We start from the raw sequence: 3,804 nt of genomic DNA on the forward strand, positions 1-3,804 counted from the left end.
GGGCGGTGGCGTGCTGACGGTGGCCCGCGGGGAACCCGGCTGGGCCCCCGTTTCAGCCCTTGGGCGGTACTCCAGCGCGCTTGTCATGGCGAGCACGCCGATCGCGGCGATGGCCAGCACGATGATCTCTCCGAAGGTGTCGAAACCGCGGAAGTCAACCAGGATCACATTGACCACATTGGCTCCCCCGCCGCCGGGCACGGATTGCTCCAGGAAAAAGGGGGAGATGCTGGCGGCCGGCTGGTTCATGGCGCTGTAGGCGAGTAAGCCAACGCCCAGACCGGCGAGAACGGCAAGGCCCGCGTCCCTTGCCCGCCTTAGGGAGGAGCTTTCCCGAGGGGAGCGCTCCGGCAGGCGTCGCAGGGCGAGGAGCAGCAGGATGATGGACACTACTTCCACCGAAAGCTGGGTGAGGGCGAGGTCGGGGGCCGAAAAGCGCAGAAAGGCGAGGGAGACGATCAATCCCGCTATGCCGACGAACAGGGCCGAAAGCAAGTGGTCATGACGATAGACTACGCTGCCTGCGATTGCCACGAGCAGGGCGGCGAGAACCACCACGCTTACTGCGTCCGCGGGCGTCGAGGACGGAACGAGGAGCGGCATCGACTGGGCGAAGGCAGTGGCGGCCACGATCAGACTCGTGGCGAGCAGGAGCGCCAGGGAGCGCTGCAGGGAACCGTTGTCGAGCCGCGCCGTCACCCATACAGCCGCCCGGGTCACCAGGATGGCGCTCTCGTCGAACAGGCGCTTGGCGGTACGGCGAGAGGGGATATAGGCGTGTAGACGGAACTTGCGCTGCAACCAGAAGTACAGGCCCACGCCGCCCGCCAGCGCCACCAAGCTCATGAAGAGGGGCAAATTGAAGCCGTGCCAGATAGCCAGACTGTACTCGGGCGGCGGCGCACCGAGGACGCTCGTGGAGGCGAGGTGTAGCAAGGGGCCGACGGTCACGGCAGGGAAGAGGCCCACCACCACGCAAGTGGCCACCAGGATCTCCACCGGCACCTTCATCCAGCGGGGCGGCTCATGGGGCTCCGTGGCCAGATCCCGGGCCTCGCCGTGAAAGAAAACGTCGTGGATAAAGCGCAGGGAATAAGCCACGGAGAACATGCCGGCCGCCGCCGCCAGTACAGGCTCGATCCATCCGAGCAGCCGGCCCTGCAGCGCCTCGGCGAAAAACATCTCCTTGGACAGGAAGCCGTTGAGCAGGGGCACCCCCGCCATGGCGGCGGCGGCCACCATGGCGAGCGCAGCTGTGTGGGGCATGTCCTTCCACAAGCCCGCCAGCCGTCGCATGTCCCGCGTGCCGGTTTCGTGATCGATGATACCAGCGGCCATGAAAAGAGAGGCCTTAAAGGTGGCGTGGTTCAGGATGTGAAACACGCCGGCCACCACCGCCAGCGGCGAGCCGAGGCCGAGCAGCAGGGTGATCAAGCCCAGGTGGCTCACGGTGGAGTAGGCGAGCAGCCCCTTGAGGTCGTGCTTGAACATGGCCAGGTAGGCGCCGAGCACTAGGGTCACCAGGCCGGTGGTTGTGACCAGGTAGAACCACGTGTCAGTACCGGCGAGCACCGGATGCAGCCGCGCCATGAGGAAAATGCCGGCTTTCACCATGGTGGCCGAATGGAGGTAGGCCGACACCGGGGTGGGAGCTGCCATGGCGTGGGGCAGCCAGAAATGGAACGGGAACTGAGCCGACTTGGTGAAGGCGCCCAGGAGCACCAGGACCACGATGACCGGATAGAGGGGGCTGTCCAGAACCACTTCTCGCGAGGCAAGGATGCTGCTCAACTCGAAGCTGCCCGCCGCGTGGGCCAGGAGCAAAAGTCCAGCGAGCAGGGCGAGTCCTCCACCTCCGGTGACCGACAGAGCGGTGATGGCGCCAGAACGAGACTCGTAATGGTTGTGATGAAAGGCGATGAGCAGAAAAGAGCTCAGGCTGGTGAGCTCCCAGAACACCAGCATGAGCAACACGTTCTCCGAGAGCACGATGCCGATCATCGCTGCCATGAATAGCATGAGATAGCAGAAGAAGCGGCCATGGTCGTCCGCAGGGGACAGGTAATAGCGAGCGTAGAGAATGATCAGCAGCCCGATGGCGAGGATCAGGAAGGCGAAAAGGAACGCCAGCCCATCGATGCGGAAAGTGAGGTTGAGCCCCAGCGCCGGCAGCCATTGCCAACCGGCACGCAAGACCTCGCCCTGGAACGCGCGTGGCGAAAGCCATAGCAGCCAGCTCAGGGCCGCTACGACCGGCAGCGCCACGCCCAGGGTGGCGGCGTTGCGCCCCAGGCGGCCAAGCACGGGGGCGAGGCTCGCGGCCGCCAGGGGCAACAGAACGAGGACGAGAATGCTCATGGCCTTTTTCTGCTTGTTGCGAGCGGAGGAGCTATCGCGTAGGCCGCCGAAAGACGGAAAAGTTTCCCCGACGCGACCGGGACGATTTTATCCTAATAGGCAGGTTGCGCGATTCTTCAGCGCGCGGATCGGTAGCCGCGGTGACTCCGGATGCGGATTTGGCGCGGCAGGATGCGGGGGGCTACAATGAGCCCCCGCGCGCTATTACCGCATGACCGGACGACGACGAGCAAGATTACAAGAAGGAGAGGTCACTGTGCCGGCATCGCGCCCACCCAATGCTATCCGGCTTGCCCTAGGCTGCGGCGTTCTGGTTGCCGCCACATGGTCGGTGCAGGCGGCCGCCGCAGGTGGAGCCTCCGCGGAGCACACGGCTTGGGTCTTCCTGTGGATCGCCCTCATCCTGGGGGCGGCCAAGACGGCGAGCCTGGTGGAGCGTTTCGGTCAGCCTGCGGTGCTAGGGGAGCTGCTGGTAGGCATCGCCTTGGGCAACCTGTTCCTGGTGGGTATCGACTGGTTCGAGCCCATTAAGACGGATGAGATCGTCAAGTTTCTGGCCGAGCTGGGCGTCGTCATCCTCCTCTTTCAGATCGGGCTCGAATCCAGCGTGGATTCCATGCGCCGGGTGGGTGTGCGGGCGTTCCTGGTGGCTGTGGTGGGCGTGGCGCTGCCCTTCCTGCTAGGGACCTGGATCGTGGGCCCCGTGCTGCTACCTGGCCTTTCCTTCAACACCTACCTCTTTCTCGGGGCCACTCTCACTGCCACTTCCGTGGGTATCACCGGACGGGTATTCAAAGACATGGGTACGCTACAGACGGCCGAATCCCAGATCGTGCTGGGAGCGGCGGTCATCGACGACGTGCTCGGGCTGGTGATCCTGGCGGTGGTTTCCGCCATTGTGTCGGCGGGCACCGTGGACGCCCTTGGCGTTGCCTGGATCATCACCAAGGCGGTCCTGTTTCTCGTGGCGGCGCTCGTGCTTGGACAGACACTGGCCCCGCGCATCAGCCACTTTTTCAGCCGCATCCATACGGGCGTTGGCATGAAGTTCATGCTCGTCATCGGCACCTGCCTTGTGTTCGCCTTTCTGGCCCAGCAAATCGGCCTAGCACCCATCGTGGGGGCGTTCGCGGCGGGGTTGATCCTGGACGAGGTGCAGTTCCGGGACTTCGAATCCCCCGAATTCATTGCTGACGTGTCGCGCGCCATCCAGGACATGGAACCCCCCGTGCGTGAGCGGCTGGAGAAGGTGATCGCCCACCACCAGCAGCGCGGCCTGGAGGAACTTCTTAACCCACTGGGGCATTTCCTGGTGCCGTTCTTTTTCGTGATCACGGGAATGGGCGTGCGCCTGGACACCCTCTTCAATCTGCACGCGCTCCTGATCGCCCTGGGCATTACCGCGGCAGCGGTCGCCGGTAAAGTGGCGGCGGGTGCGGTGGCGGG

Annotated in this window: 2 protein-coding genes; one reads left to right on the forward strand and one right to left on the reverse strand. The window is 64.5% G+C overall.

Translation table 11 applies throughout. The annotated features are described in order from the left end of the window. Positions 1-2,358 (reverse strand): monovalent cation/H+ antiporter subunit A (locus V7Q81_RS15055; protein WP_333844930.1); only part of this gene is annotated, 2,358 nt, incomplete at its 3' end. A 256-nt stretch (positions 2,359-2,614) separates the two neighbouring features. Here V7Q81_RS15055 and V7Q81_RS15060 point away from each other — a divergent pair. Next, positions 2,615-3,804: cation:proton antiporter (locus V7Q81_RS15060; RefSeq protein WP_333844933.1), on the forward strand; the 1,190-nt coding region annotated here is incomplete at its 3' end.

It is taken from the genome of Pelomicrobium sp. (assembly GCF_036803785.1).
Classification (GTDB): domain Bacteria; phylum Pseudomonadota; class Gammaproteobacteria; order Burkholderiales; family UBA6910; genus Pelomicrobium.